This is a genomic window from Ruegeria sp. AA6, assembly GCF_056542865.1.
Window position 1 is genome coordinate 25,113 of the sequence record NZ_JBQGAN010000001.1, and the last position, 22,008, is coordinate 47,120.

Consider the following 22,008-nt stretch of genomic DNA (forward strand, 5'->3'; position numbering starts at 1 on the left):
CCCGCCCCGGGGCGGCCAGAACCATCTCGGCACCGAAACTCTATACAAGGCGGCGTTTTAACTCGGTGTCATCATGGGCTTACTTGCTGTGTTCAGGTCTGGAAAATGCGCCCGGCTTTCGAAGCTTGGCGACCCAGAAACATAAACCTCTTCGATGGCGCGGTCATCGCCCATCATCTGCAAAACAAATAATTCTTCTGCGAGAGTACCAACGCGATCCATGCGTAGGGCCATGGCAGGTGTGCTGCGCGCATTCAGAACTACAACATCCGCCTCAGTACCGGGGTCCAAATTTCCGATTTTATCTTCCAGTCCCAGAACACAAGCATTGCCTAGAGTTGCCCAATGGAATGCTTGCAGAGGATGCAAGGCCAGACCTTGCAACTGCAGAATTTTGTAACCTTCGTTGAGGGTCTGAAGCATCGAGTAACTGGTTCCTGCCCCAATGTCGGTGGCTATACCATTCGAGATACCACGTGCGCTGAGACCACCATGATCAAAGAGGCCGCTACCGAGGAACAGGTTCGAGGTTGGACAAAACACTGGATGGGCGCCGGTTTCTGCTAGCGCATCAATCTCACGCGTCTCCAGATGGATGGAGTGTCCCAGCAGTGTTTTTTGCCCCAGCAACCCATAAGACTGGTAGACGTCCAGATAGTCCCGGGCCTGAGGGTACAGCTGCGCGGTATAGGCGATTTCGTCCTTGTTTTCCGAAAGATGAGTTTGGATGTGGCAGTCTGGGTGTTCCTGCGCCAGAGCTTGCGCCATCGCCATTTGATCGGGCGTGGAAGTGATCGCAAACCGAGGTGTGATGACATAGCCGTTCCTGCCCCTGCCATGCCAGTCTCTGATCAGATCCTTGGTATCATCATATCCGGTTTGTGGTGTATCCAGCAGGTCTTGGGGCGCGTTGCGGTCCATCAGGACCTTGCCGCCGAGCATGCGCATGTTGCGCCTAGTGGCCTCAGTAAAGAAGGCGTCCACGGATGCCTTGTGGACCGAACAATATGCGACCGCGGTTGTCGTGCCATGCGAGATGAGCTGATCGAAGAACGCGCGCGCCATAAGTGCGCTGTGTTCATCCGAAGCAAACCGGGTTTCTTCCGGGAACGTGTAGTTGTTGAGCCAGTCCAACAACTGCGCCCCCCACGAGGCGATCACCTGAACTTGCGGAAAATGGACGTGCGTGTCGATAAATCCAGCCATCATCAGGTGCGGACGATGGTCTGTCACAGGCACATCTGCGGCCTTCATACTGATCTCGGCGAAGGGGCCGGTATTCTGGATCATGCCATCCTTGACGAGCAATGCTCCGTCTTCAAGATAGGTGTACGCATCGGAATCTTCGCCGTTCTGCGGTTCGCGATGAAAGGTCAGCAAGCGACCGCGAAGCAATCTCTGTGTCATGAAACGTCTCGATTGAACGAAAGGTAAGGGTAGGGGGCAGCCCAGCGACTGCCCCGCAGTGGATTAGGCCTGTTGAGCAGGCGAGTCGTCGTCGATGAGATCAGGCTCATCCGGCACGATCACGCGATGCTCAAGATCCTCTTTCGGTGCGAGAACCGGGTAGATGTAGAGGAAAGCGCCGACAATCAGGTAGCCGATTGTGATCCCGTCGAACTGAGGCATCTGCAGCGTGTAGGAGTGAATGATGCCGACAGAAGACATCAGACCGCCTGCGAGACCAAACACCGCTGCCATCCGAAAGCGACCGTCGATCACATCGGCCACAATGGCACCCCATATCAGACCCGTTATAATCGCACCCTGACTCAGGGCTAGGTGTCCCTCGTAATGGGCACCTTCCATGAGAAGCGCTGCGGTCAGTCCCTCATCACCCAGAGAGGGCAAACCTTCGACACCGGTGTTGCGCAACGCATTCATCAGCGAACCCCATTTGACCATCAGAAAGGCCGAAATGTGGGGCAGGATCGCGAAGGATACCGCAGCCATATGCATCGGCTTCACGGCCCAGGCCGTATTGGTGATCAGGCTTACCGAGACAAAGACCAGCACAGGTGCGGCAGCAGCGATCGGGATCAGACCTGCAAGAAAAGACAGGAAGCCGAGGAAAGCAGCCGCAGCAATTACGACCGCCACACCGACAATGTACCCGGCATGTGCATCAAGACGCTTGTAGGCTGGGTGGCCGATGTAAACGGTTGTCGGGAAGGGCGAGCCAAAGAGCGCACCCAGCATCGTGCCTGCACCGTCCGTTACCTGGCAGAGTCCAACGGGGTAATGGTCACCTGCTGCTTCGGCAGATTCCACATTGTTCATCGTTTCGATGAAGTTGTAGATTTGTACGGGTATCAGGACCAGGAACAGTTCAGGGTTTGCGAACAGGTACTGAACGCCCGCGATGAGGTCACCGATGTACGGGATTGGCGGATAGAAGCCGATGCCACTCACGTCGATTTTGGATTCACCAAGGACAAGGGCGATCACGGTCCCGGCAGCAATCGCGACAAGGCCTGCAGGTACATTGCGCGGAAGGCGGAAACGACCGATCAGACCCCAAAGGATAAACAGCAGCGACGTGAAACCGATTATTGGGTTCTCGAAAACCTCAGCAAGTGGCACGGAACCGATGAAGACCAGTGCAATACCGCAAAGCGTTCCCAGCATCCCTGCGCGTGGCGTGATCCGCTTAAGATATGGTCCGACCACGGAACCCAGAGCAGCAACGATACCGCCCATGAACCCGGCACCAATACCCACTTGCCATGCATGCATCGGGTCGTTGGTCGCCCAGTAGATAGGCCCGATCACACCAAACAAGTAAACGAACATAACCGGTGTTGAAATGCCGTAAGGCAATGCGGTCACGTCTTTACCTTGAGCGGTTGCCGCCCATTTGGCGAGGTAGGTGTAAACAGCTACGCCGGCCAAAATCGCGATGGCTGCACCGGGGACGATGCGGCCAAAAACGATGTCCGCGGGCATCTGAAACACGAACTGGCAAACCCCGGAAAGGATCAGCAAGTTTACAAGGTTATCGGTAAATAGCGCCCAGAATGCGCTGAAATCGCTGCGGGTAAACAGCTTGTATTCGTAGGTCCTCCCGTCCATGACGGTCTCCTCCTCTGATTTGACCGGAATAGCCCGACGTTTGTCAGGCTGATCTCCCTTTCCGGTCGCGATGGTGGCCCGCTAGGGGCGCTTGGTTTGCCCCGGTCAGGGCGGTCGCGGCAGTTTCAGAGGTCAATTCAGCCATCACTTCTGCCACCACGAAGGCGGCGATGACGCTGGGCCGCTTATCGCGGCTACCGCTTGCCCCAATGGGGCAATTCAAATGTTCGATAGACTGTCCGTCACAGTTCTTGTGCGACCAGTTTCTAAGCTTTATCCGCTTGGTGGCTGAGCCGATCATTCCCACGTAAGCGGCGTCCTGACGTTCCAATGCTGCAGATGTCAGCAGGAAATCCAGCCCGTGGTCATGGGTCAGAACGATATAGGCGCTGCCCGCAGGGGCGCCCCAGATGTCTGCCTCTGGAATGGCGCTGACCCGGGTTTCGACATTTGCGGTGCAAAGCTCGATTTCGTCAGCCCGAGTGTCCACGAGGATGCAGCGCACTGGCAGGTGTTGAAACTGATTGGCCAAGGCCCGTCCGACATGGCCTGCGCCCATGACGTATACATGCGGCAAGGCTTCGTCGCGCTTGGCTGCGCGTTCCGTTGCCGCCCATTTGTCTGACACACGCATACGGGTCAGTTTCAGCTCGACCCGACCCCCACAGCATTGCCCGATTTCGGGGCCAAGAGGCACATCCAGATCCTGATGCAGCGCACCGTCACGCAGCATGTCGCGCGCGGCATTGATGGCCATGAACTCCAATTGCCCGCCACCGATGGTTCCCCAAAGCGCCTTTGGGGCAACGAACATCTCTGTCCCCTCATTGCGCGGTGACGACCCGCGCACGCGAGTAAGGACGACTTGGACCACGCAACGTTGTGAGAACAGAAATTCGTTCAGGGAATCCGGGGTAGCCATTGCTCAGGAACTTTCCTGCAGTCGTGCAACCGCCATCAGCACACGCTCAGGCGTGGCTGGCGCGTCAAGGCGCGGGCATACCCGATAATCCGCGACTGAGGCGACCGCCATCGACAGCGCTTCGAATACCGAGATGCCCAGCATGAATGGTGGCTCACCGACAGCCTTGGAGCGTTTGATCGTCAACTCGCGGTTTTCTGACCAATCGGCAAGGTTCACGTTGAAAACACGAGGACGGTCTGATGCCAGAGGAATCTTGTACGTCGACGGAGCGTGCGTGCGCAGGCGGCCGGCATCGTCCCACCAAAGCTCCTCGGTTGTCAGCCACCCCATGCCCTGAATAAACGCGCCTTCGACCTGACCCTTGTCGAGTACCGGGTTTAGCGAGCGGCCAACGTCGTGCAGAATATCCGTGCGCTCCACCCGGTATTCACCGGTTAGGGTGTCAATCGTCACCTCGGAACACGATGCGCCATATGCGTAATAATAGAACGGGCGGCCCTGACCCTTTGCGCGATCCCAGTGGATTTTCGGAGTTTTGTAGAACCCGGCAGCCGACAGCTGAACGCGCGCCAGATAGGCCTTCTTGATGAACGCATCAAACGACAGCACTTCCTGACCGATATAAACCTGATTGGCGTGAAAGGCGACTTCCTCAGGGGCGACATCCCAGGTCTCGGTTGCAAATTTCACCAGACGTTCTTTGATCTGTTCGACTGCGTTTAACGCTGCCATACCATTCAGATCGGTCCCGCTGGAGGCCGCGGTGGCCGAGGTGTTGGGAACTTTCTCAGTCGTTGTCTTGGTGATCTTGATCCGGCTGAAATCCACCTGAAAAGCCTCGGCCACGACCTGCGCAACCTTAGTGTTGAGCCCTTGGCCCATTTCGGTGCCGCCGTGGTTCAGATGGATCGAGCCATCATTATAGACATGCACCAGCGCGCCAGCCTGATTGTACCAGGTTGCGGTGAAGGAAATGCCGAATTTGACGGGTGTCAGCGCGATTCCCTTTTTTAGGATCGGAGACGTCTTGTTGTATTCGATGATGTCCTTCCGGCGCTGGCGGTACTCGGACGTGTCTTCCAGCTCGCCGATCAGACGGTCGAGGATGTTGTCTTCGACCTCCTGATGATACGGGGTCAGGTTGCGGCCCTCGGAGCCGTAGAAATTCGCCTTACGCACATCCAGCGGGTCTTGTCCCGTGGCATAGGCTATTTCTTCGATCATCCGTTCTGCGGCAATCACACCTTGCGGCCCCCCAAATCCTCGGAACGCAGTATTGGACACCGTGTTGGTCTTCATCGGATGGCTGTTCAGTCGCACGTTCGGATAGAAATAGGCGTTGTCCGCGTGGAACAGGGCACGGTCGGTCACGGGGCCAGACAAGTCCGCCGAGAACCCGCAACGCGCCGCAAAGCTGCCTTCGACGGCCTGAATGCGGCCATCGTCGTCAAAGGCGACATCGTAATCGATCACGAAGTCATGGCGTTTTCCGGTCGCCGTCATGTCCTGATCCCGGTCGGGGCGGATTTTCACGGCGCGGTTCCACTTTTTTGCGGCGATTGCCGCAACGGCGCAGAACAGGTTCATCTGGCTTTCCTTGCCGCCAAATCCGCCACCCATGCGGCGCACATTGACCACAACGGCGTTGGACGGCACCCCAAGAACATGCGCCACCATATGCTGCGCCTCGGATGGGTGCTGGGTAGAGCAATGCACGACCACATCGTCGTCTTCGCCCGGAATGGCAAACGCGATGTGCCCTTCGAGATACATATGATCCTGGCCACCAACGCTCATCCGACCTATGATCCGGTTGGGGGAGGATGTCTGCGCCGGGGCGACGTCCCCGCGCTCCAATTTCAATGGCGCGGTGACATATGGGTATCCGGCTTCTTGGGCTGCAATCGGGTCCAGCGCGTGGGGAAGGGCTTCGTATTCAATCTTCGCCAGTTCCGCGGCGCGGCGCGCGATGTCGCGGGTCTCGGCAACCACCGCAAACAATGGCTGACCATGGAATTGGATGGACTCGGTCGGGAAAACCGGTTCGTCATTCAGATGTGTCGGGCTGATATCATTGGCTCCCGGCACGTCGTCAGCGGTCAGAACGCCGACAACTCCGGGCGTTACCAGAACGTCAGTGAAATCAATCCCCAACAGTTTTGCATGCGCGACGTCAGAGACCCCGAGATAGGCGTGCAAGGTGCCTTCTGGCTGAGCGATATCGTCGGTGTAGTCGGCCCGTCCGGTGACATGCTTGATCGCGCTGTCGTGGTTAACGTTGGTATGGGCCGTCCCAATGATGGAAACGTTGTCTTTCATTGTTTCGTCTCCTGATTAGGCGCAAGCCAGTTGAACGGGACTGTCGGTCTGGGCGTCGTTTTCAAGGAACAACCGACGCAGCAGGTTTTGGGCTGTCAGCATTCGATAGTCGGAAGACGCACGCCAATCGGTGAGGGGTTTGAAGTCCTCGGCCAGTGCCATGGCGGCAGCTTCGAAACTTTCGCGCGCCCAAGGTTGACCATTGAGCGCGGCCTCGGCAGCAGAGCCACGTTTGGGTGTAGCGGCCATGCCACCGAACGCGATGCGGGCGTTGCTAATTACGCCGTCGGTGACCGTCATGTGAATGCCGGCAGCCACAGAAGAGATATCCTCGTCTCGCCGTTTGGAAATCTTATACGCGGCGTCCAGATCGTTGGGTCCGGGCAGGGGGACGCTGATGCTTTCTACGAACTCATCGGGTTGGCGGTCTTGCTTGCCGTAGTCTATGAAAAAGTCCCCGAGAGGCAGGGTCCGGCTTTCGGAACCACGACGCAGCGTGATCTCCGCTCCAAGCGCGATAAGAACCGGCGGCGTGTCTCCGATAGGGGAGCCGTTGGCGATGTTCCCGCCGACGGTTCCCATATTCCGCACCTGCCACCCTGCGATGCGATCCCAGTAAGAGGACAGGTGTGGCAAGTGCTCGGACAGGAGTTCCTGACAATCGGTGTAGCTGGCGCCCGCACCGATCAGGAGGAGGGAACCCTGTCTTTCAACAGTTTTGAGATCTTCGAGATGGCCTGTGAAAATCGCAGGCCCGATGTTACGCAGGAATTTGGTGACCCAAAGGCCTACGTCTGTGGCCCCGGCCACAATTGTGGCGCTGGGATAGGTCTGCAGGCATTCGGCCAGGTCATCCACGCTGGAGGGGATGATGCTCAGATTGCCTTCTGGTCCCGACACCACGCGCCGTCCGTCTGTGAGGGCGGCCAGACGCGCGGTCATGGTTTCACGCTCGGTGTTCAGGTGATCTGATGCAGGGGTGCCGTAACGGCTGACGGCGACGGCGGCGCGGATGATCGGCTCGTACCCGGTGCAGCGGCACAGGTTGCCCTGCAGTGCGGTTTCAACCTGCGTCTCGGTTGGCTCGGGTGTTTGCATCCAAAGGGCATAAAGCGCCATGACGAAACCCGGCGTGCAAAATCCGCACTGGCTGCCGTGATGGTCGATCATGGCCTGTTGCACCGGGTGCAAACGACCGTCGGGCCCTGACAGGTGTTCAACCGTCACGACATGGCATCCGTCGACGGACGCGAGGAACCGAATACACGCGTTCACAGGAACATAGGTCAGGCCAGCTTTGCCGAGCCGACCGACAAGCACGGTACACGCGCCGCAATCGCCTTCGGCGCAGCCTTCTTTCGTTCCTGTCAGGCGACGCTCTAAACGCAGGAAATCCAGAAGTGTCTGATCAGCTGCGACGCTGGGAAGGGACACATCCCTGCCATTCAGGACAAAGCGGATGTCGGTACGATGCGTCATGGTATTCTCCCTCTACACCTGCCGTATGGTGGGTGGTCGACGGGACCATAGAAGCAACGATTGAGTCTTAAAATCGCCAGAAACGGCAAATACTTTCAACAGAACGTTGAAAAAGAATGGGCTATAACGCAGTCTTTCCGTGTCGGGAGGATTGAATGTCGTACATCGAAAGCCTGCGGGTCTTTGTCAGGGTCATGGAGCTGGGCAGCATAACGTCCGGGGGGCGTGACCTGCGATTGACCCCGGCAGTGGCCAGCAAACGGTTGAAAGAGCTGGAGAACCATCTGGGTGTGCGTCTGTTCAACCGAACAACAAGGTCGATGACACCGACCGAGGTTGGAACAGTATTCTATGATGAGGCCAAGGCGGTTCTGTTGGCGCTTGATCACGCCGAAGCGCGTGTTGCCAGCTTTTCAGACGCGCCCAGAGGCGCAATTCGCATCACCGCGCCGCTTGGGGTCGGGCGGAGAATCGTTGCGCCTCTGGTGCCGGAATTCTCGGATCGTTATCCGGAAACAGAGATTCGCATGCGCCTGTCTGACCGCAAAGTGGACATCATGGCGGACGGTCTGGATATCGTGTTTTTCATAGGAGAGCCCGGAGACTCCACTATGAAACTGCGAAAATTTGCGGATTGTGATCGTGTGTTGTGCGCCTCGCCGGATTACCTGTCGCAATTCGGTGTGCCCACGACACCGGATGACCTGCTGCACACCCCTCATAACTGTCTGTTGTTGCGCTATCCCAGATCGCCTGAATATTACTGGACACTCCGCACGGATATGGGGCCGCGAAAGCTTGAGGTCCGGGGCAAGTACGATGCCGATGATGGTGACGTGCTGACCGATTGGGCCTTGGCGGGCAGAGGGATCGTCAACAAGCCGCGCTTCGATGTTCGGGAGTATCTTGAGAATGGTCGGCTGGTCGAGGTTCTGCCCAAGACGCCGCCGTTACCAACGATTTTTGGGTGTCTTTACCCGCACAAAAAGCTTCAGGACCCAAAGGTGCGTTTGTTCGTCGAACATATTGCGCAGCACAGCAAACGGTTTTTCGCTTAGTCGTCATGGGAACAAAAAAACTGGGCGTAATAGCCCAGTTTACAAGCCGCAACATTCTGGCGTGCGCTTATTGATCCCGAACCTCACGCACCCATGCGATGATTGTCTGGCGTGCCTCTTCATCCATTTGAACTGCCGATGGCGGCGGCATTGCGTGGCTGATCCCGGCTTGCAGATAAATCTGGTCGGCCTGTCGGGCAACATCACCGGGTGTTTCGAGATAAACCTTTTTCGGGGCCCATTTCATGGTGCCGTAAACCGGTTCGCGCGCATGGCACATGGAACAATTGCCAAGAACGGTGTCGTAAGCTGCCTCAAAACCGGCAGCCGACGCATATTTCTGCTCGTATGGCGTCAGCTCCCGTGCTTCGGCGTCCTCCCATGTCTCGCCAGTCCTGACCGAAGACAGCCAGGCGATCACTACCATGAGAATAACGGTGACGCCCCAGGTCCAGTGCGGGCCCTTACCGGTTGCGTGCATCGTGTTGAAATAGTGCCGGATGGTCACGCCTGTCAGAAAGATCAGGCTGGCGATGATCCACGAGTATTCTGTTCCAAAGGCCAGTGGGTAATGGTTCGACAACATCAGGAACACGACCGGCAGAGTGAGGTAGTTGTTGTGCGTCGAGCGGACCTTGGCGATTTTCCCGTATTTGGCGTCGGGCGTCCGACCGGCCTTGAGGTCTTCGACCACGATCCGCTGGTTTGGCATGATCTGGAAGAACACGTTGGCGGTCATGATCGTCGCGGTAAAAGCACCCAGATGCAAAAGCGCGGCACGGCCTGTGAATATCTGGTTGTAGCCCCAGGACATGAGCACAAGGATCACGAACAACAACAGCATCAGCACGGTCGGGTGATCGCTCAGTTTCGATTTGCACATCTGATCGTAAAGAAGCCAACCGATGGTCAGTGATCCGCCCGAGATCAGGATACCCTGCCACAGCGCGAGGTCCACTTTGGTTGGGTCGAGCAGGAACAGCTCGCCACCGACCCAGTAGATGATCATCAGCAACGCCGCACCAGAAAGCCACGTCGTGTAACTTTGCCATTTGTGCCAGGTCAGATGCTCAGGCATCCGGGCGGGTGCCACCAGATATTTGACTGTGTGATAGAACCCGCCTCCGTGCACTTCCCATTCTTCGCCATAGGCGCCATCCGGCAGAGCAGAGTTCGGCTTCAGCATGAGGTCGAGCGCGATAAAATAGAATGACGCGCCAATCCACGCCATAGCTGTGATCACATGCAACCAGCGAACCGAAAAGGCGATCCACTCCCAAATAACGGCCAGGTCGTACATGGCATTGCTCCTAAGATTCTAAGTTTCCAGGCACCCTATGCGATAGAGTTTTCCTCTGGTATTGCTACGAAAGACCAAGCAGTATCAAAAAATGCAAAAAAATGTCGTACTTTGATAATATCCGCACGTTTGTTCGCGTTTACGAATTGGGCAGTATGTCCGCCGCAGGGCGGGATTTGCGCGTCTCACCAGCGGTAACTTCGGCTCGAATCTCCCAGTTGGAAGAACATCTTGGTGTCCGGTTGTTTCAACGCACGACGCGCAGCCTTACTCCGACAGAGCAAGGAAAATCTTTCTATCGGGGGGCTGCAGAGATTCTTGAAGCGGTCGAACGGGCCGAAGCTCAAATCGTCAACATTACCGAAAACCTAAAGGGTTCACTTTACGTTGCAGCACCATTGGGAGTTGGTAGGCGATTGATTGCGCCACAAGTGCCGAAGTTTCTTGCAGAATACCCTGAGGTTAACGTTCGCCTACGGCTGACAGACCGGAAGGTGGATCTAACTACCGAAGGCTTGGATCTGGCTTTTTTTCTCGGTCAGCCAGAGGACAGTAATTTACGAATTCGAAAAATTGCAGACGTTGAAAGAGTGCTTTGCGCTTCCCCGAAATACATCAAGAAACATGGGATGCCTGCAAGCGGCGACGACATCATTACCGATGCACATGAATGCCTGAATTTGCGCTTTCCGGGTGCGACTGAATTCCAGTGGTTGTTGAGAACGCAAGAAGGACCAAAGCGATTTCGCGTCACTGGACGCTACGAGTCGGACGACGGAGACGTTCTGACCGACTGGGCCTTAGCGGGTCACGGCATCGCCTTAAAACCGATTTTTGAGATCGCCCAACATCTTAAGGCAGGATCATTGATCCCGGTGGCTGAAGAAACGCCTCCGGAACCGATTCAAATGGCTTGTCTGTTTACGCACCGACGTATGCAGGATCCCAAAACGCGTCTGTTCATGGAATTCATGATAGATCGCATCGGATCAACAATTGCCGCGACAAATACGTCTCGTTAGGGCGTTCAGCTGCCGCGATACGTCGCGTAACCAAAGGGGGAAAGAAGTAGCGGCACGTGGTAGTGCGAGTGTTCGGACATCCCAAAACGGATCGGGATAACGTCCAGAAATCGTGGGTCTTCAGGCGGAGTCCCAGAGGCGTCGAGGTAGTCTCCGGCGTAGAAGATCAATTCGTATTCACCCAAGGCAAATTCGGCCTCGGGCAGGATTTGTTCGTTGGTGCGGCCATCTTCATTTGTAACCAAGGTTTTTAGCAATGTGCGCTCTGCGCCTTCAATGCGAAAAAGTTCGATTTTCAATCCTTCGGCGGGACGTCCACAAGCCGTATCCAGAACGTGGGTTGTAAGATATCCAGTCATTTGTGCCACTCCTCAAGTTTTCAAGGTTTTAATCTGATTTCTTCTCAAGAGGCAAAGGTCGCCTGCCCAAAGGCTCCTTCGTGTATTTTTTGAAAAACATCGGTGATTATCTGGGTTATTCATTATCTCAGGAATAAGGAAAGAGACGTGACGCGTTATCCGAGAGACATGACAGGCTATGGCGGGCAAATGCCCGTGGCGAACTGGCCAAATGGGGCGAAGATCGCAGTTCAGATCGTACTGAACTACGAAGAAGGTGGCGAAAACAATATTTTGCACGGCGACTCGGCCTCTGAGGCTTTTTTGTCTGAAATCACGGGTGCAGCCCCTTGGCCGGGGCAGAGGCATTGGAATATGGAGTCCATATACGAGTATGGCAGCCGGGCAGGGTTCTGGCGGGTGTACAACTTATTGCAGGACATACCCGTGACCGTCTACGGCGTTGCAACTGCATTGGCGCGTGCACCACAACAGGTTGCGGCGATGAAACAGGCCGGGTGGGAGATCGCAAGCCACGGTCTGAAATGGATCGAGCACAAGGACATGGACCCCGAAGAAGAACGTGCTCAGATCCGCGCAGCGATCCAATTGCACAAAGAAGTCACCGGTAACCCGCCACGTGGTTGGTACACAGGCCGCTGTTCGATGAACACGGTCGACATTGCGGCTGAGGAAGGCGACTTCGCTTATATCGCGGACAGTTATGCCGATGACTTGCCCTATTGGACAAAGGCTGGGGGCAAGGACCAATTGATCTTGCCATACACAATGGATTGCAACGACATGCGTTTTGCGATTCAAGCCGGCTACACCAATGGCGAACAATTCGAAAGCTATCTGAAGGACAGCTTCGACATGCTTTATGCCGAGGGTGAGGCCGGAGCGCCCAAGATGCTTTCGATTGGATTGCATTGTCGATTGATTGGTCGTCCGGGGCGCGCCATGGCGCTTAAACGCGCATTGGAACACTTTATGAAACACGACGGTGTCTGGTTCGCGACACGCGAACAGATTGCCGATCACTGGGTACAGGAGCACCCGCCGATGCAACGGCTAACCCCTTCCGAAATGAACCGGTCAACCTTTGTTTCCGAATTTGGCGGGATATTTGAGCATAGCCCGTGGATTGCTGAAGGTGCGTTCGATCTGGAGCTCGGGCCTACACATGACAATGCCGCTGGCGTTCACAGCGCGCTGGCAAGAGTATTCCGGTCGGCTACGCCAGAGCAACGTCTTGGCGTTCTGACCGCACACCCGGATCTGGCAGGCAAACTGGCATCGGCAGGTCGTTTGACTAAGGAAAGCACGGCCGAACAGGCTGGCGCCGGTCTGGACATGCTGACAGACGATGAGCGCGCTACATTCACTGGGTTGAATGAGGCGTATACAACCAAGTTTGGCTTTCCTTTCATCATTGCCGTCAAGGACAACACCAAGGCCAGCATTCTCGAAGCCTTTCGCCGCCGCATTGACTGTGACCGAGACACAGAATTTGCCGAGGCGTGTCGTCAAGTCGAGCGGATCGCTGAATTGCGTTTGATTGAGAAGTTTGCTGAATGACAGCGCAATTGAAACTCCGCCCACTGACGTCCGAGGCCTTTGCCCCGTTTGGCGATGTCATCGAGGTGGCTGGCGACGTGGACAAATACATCAATCAGGGAAAGTGCGCGCGGTATCACGACCGCGCCACGCTGGATTTCCACGACGGGCGCGCCGGGATCAGCGTGTTTCAGTCCGAGGGATTCAGCCTGCCGATCAAACTGGAAATGGTCGAACGTCATCCGGATGGAAGTCAGGCGTTTCTGCCTCTGTCGGACAAGCCCTTTGTTGTGGTCGTGGCCCCCGATTTAAACGGAACGCCTGGCGATCCCATCGCATTCAAAACAGCGCCGGGGCAGGGCGTGAATTATCACCGCAACACCTGGCACGGGGTGCTAACCCCGCTTCATGCGCCCGGACTTTTTGCGGTGGTGGATCGAATAGGAACCGGGCCCAACCTCGAAGAGCACTGGTTCGAAGAGCCTATCACTATCACAGAATGAGGAACGTTGCCGGAAGAGGAGCCGGTTGCCGTTTTTCAAGGGAGGAAAGACACAATGTCAGATGCATCCATCGGAACGCCGGAGCAGCTCCGCGATCCGAATTATTCGCCACCACTCGTAAAAGCGGTACCGCTGGGTATTCAGCATGTGCTGGCGATGTTCGTTTCAAACGTCACCCCGGCCATCATCGTGTGTGGCGCTGCCGGTTTTGGATTTGGCTCGAACAGCCCCGACTTTCCGCAGATGATCTATATGATCCAGATGTCGATGTTCTTTGCGGGCGTGGCCACACTGTTCCAATCCATTGGAGTGGGGCCTGTCGGTGCCCGGCTGCCCATCGTGCAGGGGACGTCTTTTGCCTTTATCCCGATCATGATCCCGTTGGTGGTCGGAAAGGGCGTAGACGCCATTGCCGTCCTGATGGGCGGCATTGTCGTTGGTGGTCTGTTTCATGCCTTTCTCGGGCTGTTCATCGGTCGGCTGCGCTTTGCGCTTCCGCCTCTGGTTACGGGCTTGGTCGTGACTATGATCGGTCTGGCGCTTGTAAAGGTTGGCGTTCAGTATGCGGCAGGGGGTGTGCCGGCCATCGGCACCGAAGAATATGGTTCTGGCCTGAACTGGTTCATGGCTGGCACCGTGATTGTGGTTACGCTGGGCCTCAAGTTCTTTGCGCGGGGCATGCTATCGGTGTCGGCGGTTCTGATCGGACTGTTGGTCGGCTACGCAGTGGCGTTCGTACTTGGTGAGGTAAACCTGGGCAACGTTGGTCGTGCGGCATCCTTCGCGCTTCCGAACCCACTGCATTTCGGCCTTGAATTCTCGGTCGCGGCCATCATTGGTTTCTGTGCCATGTCCTTTGTTTCTGCCGTTGAAACGGTGGGGGACGTGTCCGGTATCACCAAAGGCGGCGCCGGGCGTGAGGCAACCGACAAGGAAATACAGGGCGCGACTTATGCGGATGGTATCGGTACCGCAATCTCAGGCTTCTTTGGTGCATTGCCGAACACGTCCTTCAGCCAGAACGTTGGCCTGATTGCCATGACCGGTGTTATGAGCCGCATGGTCGTGACGATCGGTGCACTCTTCCTTATTGTGTGCGGTCTCATTCCAAAAATAGGCGCGATTATTTCGTCCATCCCGATTGAAGTACTTGGCGGTGGGGTAATCGTTATGTTTGGCATGGTGGTCGCGGCGGGTGTCTCAATGCTGTCGGATGTTAACTGGAACCGGCGCAACATGGTGATCTTTGCAATTTCCCTGAGCCTCGGTTTGGGTTTGCAGCTGGAGCCCGGTGCGCTCCAATACCTGCCAGGTACCTTAAAAGTTCTAGCTACATCGGGCATTCTGCCCGCCGCAGTCATCGCAATTATCTTGAATCTGGTGTTGCCCGAGGAACTTTCGGACGAAGCAACAGAAGAAGTTTCCGGGGGTATGGCAGGCCATGGCCTTGGCTCGATAGGGCATGACGATCACGTCTAATGTTGGTAGGCGATGCTGCTGATTTTGGCCCAGAAATAGACGGCGGCGTGCTATTGCGCGCCGCTTCCACGACTTGTCTCTCAATAGTGACTTTTCCCATGCAGACGACATTGGTTGCAAGGGCAACGTGGCCTTCCATTAGCGACCACGCAAATGCCGGAGTGATTGAGGTCAACACATCTGCTTCTGCCTTAACATTTGGTTTGATCGCTTCATTGGCGACATTTTAGATATCGGGCAGCATCCAAGGATGACAATTCTAGCCGATGACCTTTTCAAAGACTTGCAGCTCCGACGCTGCCGCAAGTTGGAAGGTTGTTTGGAGGCCGTTGCCGATCGTGCAAATTACTTTTTCGACGTCAATCGAGAAGCGGTTTCCGACCCCGCCAGCCGGATCAGTGAGTCCGAGTATGAACAATTGAGCCGCCTCGTTATGGAAGCGGCTCATCAGTGAAGTTCGTTAAGGGTGGAACTGTTACTCCGCCGCATTCCTTAGGCTTCTATGCTGCGGATAGGCAGACGGTCCCGGCCGTAGAGCCATGTGCCGGTTCACATCTTTGTACAGCAGGTAACGGAACTTACCGGGGCCACCTGCATAGCATGCCTGTGGGCAAAACGCGCGGAGCCACATGTAGTCGCCAGCCTCAACTTCGACCCAGTCATTGTTCAGCCGGTAAACAGCTTTTCCTTCCAGAACGTAGAGGCCGTGCTCCATGACATGGGTTTCAAGAAATGGAATAACGGCACCAGGCTCGAAGGTCACGATTGTCACGTGCATGTCATGGCGCATGTCACTTGGATCGACGAAACGCGTTGTCGCCCATTTGCCGTCTGTTCCGGGCATAGGTGTTGGCGCGATGTCATTTTCGTTTAGGATTAGAACATCGGGCGTGTCCAATCCCTTTACCGCTTCGTAAGCCTTTCGAATCCAATGGAATCGCAGCGTTTCATCTGCATGATTGTGTAGCGTCCATTCACTTTCAGGGGGCAAATAGGCATAGCCGCCGGGTGTCAGTTCGTGGGTCTGGCCTTCAACACTTAGGGTTGCTGTACCTTCAACAACGAAAAGCACACCTTCGGCCTCGGGGTCTAGCTCGGGCCGGTCAGAACCGCCACCGGGCTGAACCTCCATAATATACTGCGAAAAGGTCTCGGCAAAACCACTTAGCGGACGAGAGATTACCCACAAGCGTGTGTCGTTCCAAAATGGCAGAAAGCTTGTCACAATATCCCGCATTGTGCCCTTTGGGATCACTGCATAAGCGTCAGTAAAAACTGCACGATCAGTCAGCAGTTGTTCCTGTCCGGGATGCCCTCCGCGCGGTGCGAAATACTTGGTGCTCATGTACACTCCTACAAGTTTTGTGCCTTAAATATGTGCCGAGTAATGAGCGCGAACCACCCGCAAAAATGTGACAGCTCTATTAAGGAAGATTTGAAAAATCCGAACTTCGCAAATGAAAAGAGGGTCGTTTCAGAAGGGCTTGCCTTGTGGCGGGCAGGGGCTTGCAAGCTGGCACGCACTTTCGCCCCATCAAGTGGCGCGGTCTACGCATCCAAAAAACAACACTGCTGGTCTGGTTGCTCTGGGTTCAGAGTTTGTCGGACGGCACTGTTTTAGGATACAATTGGGTGTACCAATGCTCTCTAATTTCGGTCGCATTTCTTGAATGCCACACAACAGTAGTTTGAGTTCGGTTTGACACAAATATGAAGATTTCTGGATCGGCCATTACAAACACCGGCAGCACTCGTCCTTCAAATCAGGACTGCATCTTGGCGGGAGACTGGAAACAGCAGCGATCAATGTCCGTGCCCCACAGGTTTGAGTTTTCCGAGCCTACTGGCCAACTCGCCCTGATTGCTGACGGGTTGGGCGGTCATCGTGCCGGTGAATATGCGAGTGAAATGGTTGCAAATACATTTCTGTCAATTGAATCGCCGCTAAAGCGCCCAAACGAACTTGTTGATTTCTTAAGAGCTGCAAATCGCACATTGTATGATTTGGCGGCAGGAAACTCACAATTGGAAGGTATGGGTACGACCGTGGCTGGCGTGGTGTGCCTCTCAGACACCCTGATCTGGTTCAACGTGGGCGATAGTAAAGTCTTTCGTTTTCGAAATAAGACTTTGCTCCAGCTAAGCGTCGATGATCTCGCTTCAGAGACACCCATGTCGAGCTTGGTGAAACCAGCGTTGTCCCAGTCCCTTGGGGGAACACCACATTTCCATGATATTGACCCACATTCAGGTATTGAGCCCGCGTGCAATGGCGAGAAATACTTGATTTGCAGTGACGGCCTGACGGACGTCGTTCCGATTGCATATATCGAGCAAATTTTGTCTCAATCAGATGAAATGGCCGTTGGGCGACTGCTTGATGCGACACTTGCACAGGGAGCCCCCGACAATGTTTCTATCATTGTGATGTCGGTGGAAACCGATGGGCCTCATGAGTCCGAGCGTTCCTCATGACGGGTCACACCTACCCAAGCTCAGCGGCATTTTCATGAGCGAACACCGACTACTCGCGGAAGGCATCGCAACTGGTTGCTGGCTTCTGACTGCCTAAATACTGTATTCGTCTCTCACTGTCGAAAGTCGGGTTGCCCAGTGCACAGGCAATCTCCAAGTTCAATCTGTCCCAAACGCGGGTCACGCCCTCTTCACTTGTGGTCGCAAAGGACTGACCATCTGGTGCCAGTGCAATTCTCCAACTGGGGGCTGTGTGCACTTTCTGAACAGGCATGAGCCGTCGGTTTGCCACAGTGTCCCACCAGTGCAACTCTCCTGATCTGTCGACTGCAACCAAAGTCGCGTCATCCGCCAAGAAGGCAATATCCGTGGCACCGCCCTTGTGTCCACCGTATGAAGCCAGTTCTTCGCCGCTTTCCACATCCCAGACTTTTACCACCTCGTCGCTTGAGGCTGATGCAACTTTCGAGTTGTCAGTCGAAAACGCAACACTCCACAGCGTGTTGTCGTCAGCGTCTACCATTTTTTCCAACTCATTTTGCCCAATATTCCATATGTAGACCTTTCCGTTGGAGGAAGCTGCCGCAAGTCTGGATTCATCCGGAGAAATGGTTACTCGGTTTATGACTGTTTCAGGCAGCCCTATCGTCTGGACTACACTTGTGTCAGCTGCGTCAATTCTGTGAACTCCATTCCCTGCGGCCACAAAGAACAACGATGACGTGGTAGGCGCGATGTTCCAGATCGGCGTTTGCCCCAAGTTGATTTCTACTTTTAGCTGCAAGGAAGTTGGGTCCCAGATCCGGATATTGCCGTCGCGATCACCAGTGAAAAGGTATCGACCATCTTGCGAGAAGGCCACGGCCCAAACCTGATTTTGGTGCCCCCTTAACAACATGGGTTTCATGGTCGGTCCCATGTCCCATATCCAAACATTGCCGTCGCCATCGCCAACCGCGATCTTTTTTCCATCGGGACTGTACGCAATGCCAAGGGCTTTTTCCCCGCCTTCAAAAGTCAATGTATTGTCGCGGCTTGTTTCGTAACTGACCTGCCAAATGCGGACCTGCTGGTCCCGCCCGAGGGTGGCCAGGATGGGAACTTGCGCGGCAGTTTCGATATCCACGATGCTTTGGCTATGCGCTTGAACCTCGTTTCCGATTGGCAATAAATCGGCATCTTCCATAATAAGCGTTCCGTTCGCTGTGGCCCCGATAAGAACGTTTTTGGGGCCGGAAAATGCTGCTGCGACAACGACTTCAGCGTGGGTAAAGCGATTGACGATTGGACGACCTGAGGGAAATCCAATCGTCGTGACTTTTCCGTTCGAATGGGAGACTGCAAAAAAACTGCCGTCATTGCTGAACGAAAGGTGGTCCGGGTCGGGGCCTAGCGGACCACCAGGTATTGGGGGGAATGCAGGGCGTGCATCAATGTCCACCCAACCGTAAATGGCGCCATCAACATTTCCTGCCACCAGACCTTCCAAAGCCGGGGAAAAAGTGACCCGTTTGAAACCCAGCGGCTGTTCCGCGAGGGGTGGACCTATTTGCATCCCGTTGGAAACGTCCCAAAGCCGTATGGTGCCATCTCCGGTGGCAGAAGCGGCGCGTCTACTAAGTGAATCGAAAGCCACGCCGAACGCGACATCGTCACCGGAAAACAGTGTTGTGACCGGACCAATTCGAGAAGGACCAACATCCCACAAGCGGACCTCGCCGTCAGTTGCAGCCGACAACAACAGTTTTCCATTCGGCGAGAATTCCAGATCTCGAATCCCCCCCGAGTGTCCTACCAATTCAGCCAGAATACCTTCATCCGAGTTGGTGCTGTGGATCATGATACGGCCATCTCGCAAACCAACAGCCACTCTTAGCCCGTCGGCATCAAGGTCCATGGTTTGAGCGTCTCCGACCGACAATGGACTTCCCAATGGAATAAGGCCTGGTTCGCTCAATTTCTGGCGCGCCAACAGCATTGCAGAACGGGCTTCCGAAGTGGAATCGGCTGAATTGGCACGCGCGATGGCCTCAGTGCTGAGGGAAAGGGCGAGCAGCGGGTCTGATTGAGATAGACCATTCGCGGCCGCACCTAACGCACGCGCAAACCGCTCGTTGGCTTCTGCAGTTGCAGCAACGGCAATCATGCGGTTACTTTCAGCGAGGTTGGAGGCACGAATAGCCAAAATAGAAGCACCCGTCGCCCCTATGGCCAGAACTGTCAGCGCACCGGCAGCAACCTTGTAGTAGAAACGCCGCCGCCGCTTCCGCTGGTCGGATGCCGCCAGAGCTGTGTCGCGAGTCTCGCGTGCCAGCCCAAGGAATTCTCGTTCAAGTCTTCCCAACTCATTTTCGTTTTCCACCGCCCACTCTTCCGCAGTCAGCAGCCGTGTTCCGCGATACAGCAAATCCGGTTCGCGGTTATCCTTTTCCCACTCAGCGGCATCATGCTGAATACGTTGACGCATTCGCAGGTCGTCTCGGCTATCTTCGATCCATGAGTTCAATCTTGGCCAAGTCCGAAGAAGGGCTTCATGCGCGATTTGAACTGTGTTTTCGTCCACCGTCAAAAGGCGTGCGTCTGTCAGTGCTTCCACAACCTTCCGCGTTGTATTCGGTTCAATGTCTTGTTCAACCTCATCTATCGGAAGCAACCTGCGTGTATCCGGCGTGCCCTCTCCGGGTGTTACCAATCGCAAAAACAATCGTTGCGTGGCATTTTGCTGGTCATCATCAAAACTGTTTGAAAATAGCGTTTCCGCTGTTTGGCTTATTGCACCCGCCACGCCGCCAGCCTCTCGGTAACCGTCCAGAGACATGGTTGCACCCTTGCGTCGGATGTAGGTTTCGTAAAGCGAATGCGCCACTAAGGGCAAAGAGCCAGCTTCTTTGCCCGCATCATCAACAATTGCATCTATCAAAGACCTGTCCATATGCAGCCCAGCTGCACGGGCGGGCTCGCTGATCGCGCGGCGAAGCTCCGCGCGGTTCATCGGCCCAACCATCAATTGGTTTTCGGAAATCCTATCAGCAAGCCAAGGTATTTCCGCGCAAGAGGCGTAAAAGTCCGCGCGAATTGTGATTACAATTCGCACTCGACTATCTGCAGGGTCGGTCATTGCGGATAGTGCTTCTATGAACTTCTTTCTGCGCTCTTGTGTGACCAGGGTAAAAAGTTCTTCAAATTGGTCTATGCAGACAAGCAGTTCACCTTCATTGGCCGTCGCAAGACGGCGCGCTGCGCTGGGATATGCGATAAAGTCATTCAGTGAGACCTGAGCGGTAAGATGTGAGTTGTCCCCGATCAGTTGGAAATACAAATCCGTCATTGGGTCCCGGCCGGGTGTGAAAACACAAACACGCCAGTTTTCGCTGCCTGGAATTGCGTTCGCAGCCACGGCGGGAAGCAATCCAGCGCGTAGTACTGACGATTTACCACTTCCTGAAGAGCCGCCCAGGACCAGCATTCGGCTTTGTTGGAGACGGCTTACAAGTTCTTCGACCAGATCTTCCCTGCCAAAAAAATAGCTGGCGTCTTCGGGTTGAAAGGCCGCCAACCCCTTGTAAGGGCATTCCACCTGTCTCTCTGAAATTTGTGTTACTGCCTCGGACGCCGCTTCTCGCCGATCCCTGTCCAGGGCATCGTTCATTGCTTTACGCCACGACACCATTTCCTGAAATCGAGCTTCAGGGTCCAGCGCCATTCCATGCTCTATGCAGTCACGCCACATTTCTGGCAAACCGGGCAGGTTTTCCGAGATGCGATGGAATGGCGGTGGTGCCCGACCCGACAAAACGTGCCACATAAGCGCAGTTGCCGAATACACGTCGGTCATCGGAGTTACGGGTTGTCCACTTTCAACCTGTTCAGGCGCTTGATAGAGCGGCGTTCCGGCCATCATTGTCGCACCCGTCACGCCAATCGCCATATCTTTCGCGATTCCCAAGTCAGCAAGAAATACTCTTTCGTCCGGCTCAACCAGCGCACTAAAGGTGTCTGAAGTGTCGTGGTCTTTTTGGCGTTTAATGCGTTGCAAAAGCACGTTCGCCGGTTTGACGTCACGATGCACAACATTTGCTTCGTGAACCGCGGTCAGACCGTCGGCCAGCGCGTCGATTAAGATGCCCACACCATCGCGCTGAGCTAAATCTGCTGGCTCCAATCGCTTCAGGCGTTCGGCCAGAGTGCCCCGATCTGCATAATCCATGACAAAGTAAGGTCGGCCATCCTCCAGCCGACCGACATCATGAACGGACACGACGCGCGGAGATCGAATGCGCCTTAGCAACCGCGCTTCCTCTAGGAAGTGGGTGATGACCTTGTCGTTGCTGGCGAGATTTGCGTGAAGAATCTTAAGCGTAACAGGAACTTCCAGTTCTTCATCCCTCGCCAGTACTACGGCTGCAAAGCCACCACTTGCGATTTCCCTTTCTACGGCATAGCGACCTATAAAAGCAGGGAAACTCATGCCACGTCCC

At 55.2% G+C, this 22,008-nt stretch carries 16 protein-coding genes; 6 read left to right on the top strand and 10 right to left on the bottom strand.

The window, feature by feature from the left end; translation table 11 throughout:
- Positions 1 to 57: 57 nt before the first annotated feature.
- The 5 genes from guaD to xdhA form a co-directional block, all read right to left on the bottom strand.
- Positions 58 to 1,407 (bottom strand): guanine deaminase, encoded by a 1,350-nt coding sequence (guaD, locus tag ACR0LN_RS00110; RefSeq protein WP_480426760.1) that lies wholly within the window; start codon positions 1,405 to 1,407, stop codon positions 58 to 60.
- Between the two features lie 63 nt (positions 1,408 to 1,470).
- Positions 1,471 to 3,072 (bottom strand): xanthine/uracil/vitamin C permease, encoded by a 1,602-nt coding sequence (locus ACR0LN_RS00115; RefSeq protein WP_480426761.1) that lies wholly within the window; start codon positions 3,070 to 3,072, stop codon positions 1,471 to 1,473.
- 43 nt (positions 3,073 to 3,115) lie between these two features.
- A complete protein-coding gene (gene xdhC, locus ACR0LN_RS00120) occupies positions 3,116 to 3,994 on the bottom strand; it encodes a xanthine dehydrogenase accessory protein XdhC (RefSeq protein WP_480426762.1) in 879 nt (292 codons plus the stop codon).
- A 3-nt stretch (positions 3,995 to 3,997) separates the two neighbouring features.
- Positions 3,998 to 6,316: a xanthine dehydrogenase molybdopterin binding subunit gene (xdhB, locus tag ACR0LN_RS00125; protein ID WP_480426764.1), complete on the bottom strand. Its 2,319-nt coding sequence runs from the start codon at positions 6,314 to 6,316 to the stop codon at positions 3,998 to 4,000.
- 15 nt (positions 6,317 to 6,331) lie between these two features.
- A complete protein-coding gene (gene xdhA / locus ACR0LN_RS00130) occupies positions 6,332 to 7,795 on the bottom strand; it encodes a xanthine dehydrogenase small subunit (protein ID WP_480426765.1) in 1,464 nt (487 codons plus the stop codon).
- 155 nt (positions 7,796 to 7,950) lie between these two features.
- On the opposite strand from xdhA, the gene ACR0LN_RS00135 reads away from it, so the two are divergent.
- Positions 7,951 to 8,853: a LysR family transcriptional regulator gene (locus ACR0LN_RS00135; RefSeq protein WP_480426767.1), complete on the top strand. Its 903-nt coding sequence runs from the start codon at positions 7,951 to 7,953 to the stop codon at positions 8,851 to 8,853.
- 67 nt (positions 8,854 to 8,920) lie between these two features.
- Here ACR0LN_RS00135 and ACR0LN_RS00140 read toward each other — a convergent pair whose 3' ends face one another.
- A complete protein-coding gene (locus tag ACR0LN_RS00140) occupies positions 8,921 to 10,153 on the bottom strand; it encodes a urate hydroxylase PuuD (RefSeq protein ID WP_480426768.1) in 1,233 nt (410 codons plus the stop codon).
- A gap of 101 nt (positions 10,154 to 10,254) precedes the next feature.
- Between ACR0LN_RS00140 and ACR0LN_RS00145 the strand changes: the two genes are divergently transcribed.
- Complete coding sequence (locus ACR0LN_RS00145) at positions 10,255 to 11,175, top strand: LysR family transcriptional regulator (protein WP_480426770.1); 921 nt, start codon at positions 10,255 to 10,257, stop codon at positions 11,173 to 11,175.
- A gap of 5 nt (positions 11,176 to 11,180) precedes the next feature.
- On the opposite strand, the gene uraH is transcribed toward ACR0LN_RS00145, so the two are convergent.
- Positions 11,181 to 11,534: a hydroxyisourate hydrolase gene (gene uraH / locus ACR0LN_RS00150; protein WP_480426772.1), complete on the bottom strand. Its 354-nt coding sequence runs from the start codon at positions 11,532 to 11,534 to the stop codon at positions 11,181 to 11,183.
- Positions 11,535 to 11,681: 147 nt separating this feature from the next.
- Here uraH and puuE point away from each other — a divergent pair, with 147 nt between their 5' ends.
- Genes puuE through ACR0LN_RS00165 form a run of 3 tightly spaced genes read left to right on the top strand, consistent with a single transcriptional unit; the run spans position 11,682 to position 15,055 of the window.
- Positions 11,682 to 13,094, top strand: coding sequence for an allantoinase PuuE (gene puuE / locus ACR0LN_RS00155; protein ID WP_480426773.1), 1,413 nt, complete (start codon positions 11,682 to 11,684; stop codon positions 13,092 to 13,094).
- Complete coding sequence (locus ACR0LN_RS00160) at positions 13,091 to 13,576, top strand: ureidoglycolate lyase (protein ID WP_480426774.1); 486 nt, start codon at positions 13,091 to 13,093, stop codon at positions 13,574 to 13,576. Before puuE ends, ACR0LN_RS00160 begins: the two co-directional genes overlap by 4 nt.
- Positions 13,577 to 13,630: 54 nt before the next feature.
- A complete protein-coding gene (locus tag ACR0LN_RS00165) occupies positions 13,631 to 15,055 on the top strand; it encodes a uracil-xanthine permease family protein (protein ID WP_480426775.1) in 1,425 nt (474 codons plus the stop codon).
- A 259-nt stretch (positions 15,056 to 15,314) separates the two neighbouring features.
- Here the strand turns inward: ACR0LN_RS00165 and ACR0LN_RS00170 are convergent, their stop codons facing one another.
- Together ACR0LN_RS00170 and ACR0LN_RS00175 are read right to left on the bottom strand one after the other, a co-directional pair.
- Positions 15,315 to 15,503 carry a hypothetical protein gene (locus ACR0LN_RS00170; RefSeq protein WP_480426776.1) on the bottom strand — a complete coding sequence of 63 codons (189 nt, stop codon included), beginning with the start codon at positions 15,501 to 15,503 and terminating at the stop codon, positions 15,315 to 15,317.
- Positions 15,504 to 15,530: 27 nt separating this feature from the next.
- Positions 15,531 to 16,400, bottom strand: a complete 870-nt coding sequence (locus tag ACR0LN_RS00175; protein ID WP_480426778.1) for a bifunctional allantoicase/(S)-ureidoglycine aminohydrolase — start codon at positions 16,398 to 16,400, stop codon at positions 15,531 to 15,533.
- Positions 16,401 to 16,765: 365 nt separating this feature from the next.
- Between ACR0LN_RS00175 and ACR0LN_RS00180 the strand changes: the two genes are divergently transcribed.
- The gene (locus ACR0LN_RS00180) at positions 16,766 to 17,530 is read left to right on the top strand and encodes a PP2C family protein-serine/threonine phosphatase (protein WP_480426780.1); all 765 of its coding nucleotides are present in this window, start codon (positions 16,766 to 16,768) and stop codon (positions 17,528 to 17,530) included.
- 49 nt (positions 17,531 to 17,579) lie between these two features.
- Here the strand turns inward: ACR0LN_RS00180 and ACR0LN_RS00185 are convergent, their stop codons facing one another.
- Positions 17,580 to 21,998, bottom strand: a complete 4,419-nt coding sequence (locus ACR0LN_RS00185; protein ID WP_480426781.1) for a WD40 repeat domain-containing serine/threonine protein kinase — start codon at positions 21,996 to 21,998, stop codon at positions 17,580 to 17,582.
- Between the last annotated feature and the right edge of the window lie 10 nt (positions 21,999 to 22,008).